This is a genomic window from Nonomuraea sp. KM90 (assembly GCF_052246675.1).
GTDB lineage: Bacteria > Actinomycetota > Actinomycetes > Streptosporangiales > Streptosporangiaceae > Nonomuraea.
In genome coordinates this window covers 1-561 of record NZ_JBQQCB010000421.1, presented here as the reverse complement: position 1 = coordinate 561, position 561 = coordinate 1, and the positions used below count along the sequence as shown (strand labels likewise).

The 561-nt window shown below is 77.4% G+C and carries 1 protein-coding gene; it reads left to right on the top strand.

Features of this window, described 5'->3' with window-relative positions:
• Positions 1-19: 19 nt before the first annotated feature.
• The coding region (locus ACTWPW_RS64575; RefSeq protein WP_443175093.1) for a LysR substrate-binding domain-containing protein at positions 20-561 on the top strand (542 nt) is incomplete at its 3' end.

The window sequence follows — 561 nt, the reverse complement described above, 5'->3', positions numbered from 1 at the left end:
CCTGCGGGTGGCGTCGAGCATGACGGTGGCCGAGTACCTGGTGCCGCGCTGGCTCGGCGAGCTGCAGCACCGGGAGCCCGACGTGCAGGTGGGGCTGGACGTGGTCAACTCCACCGACGTCGCGGCGCGGGTGCTGGCCGGGGAGGTGGAGCTGGGGTTCGTCGAGGGGCCGAGCGTGGCCGACGGGCTGGCCGGGCGGGTCGTGGGGACGGACCGGCTGGTCGTGGTGGTGGCGCCGGAGCATCCGTGGGCCCGCCGCCGTACGGCGCTGAGGGGGCCGGAGCTGGCCGCGACGCCGCTGGTGGTGCGCGAGCCCGGGTCGGGTACGCGGGAGACGCTCGACGTGGCCTTCGGCGGCCTGCACCGCGCGGGGCCGCGGCAGGAGCTGGGCTCGAACTCGGCGGTGAAGGGCGCGGCGCAGGCGGGGGTGGCGCCGGCGGTGCTGAGCGGGTACGCGGTGGAGGCCGACGTGGCCACGGGGCGGCTGGTGGAGGTGCCTTTGACGGGGATCAACCTGGTCAGGAGCCTGCGGGCGGTGTGGCGCCGCGGCCGCCCCCTGAC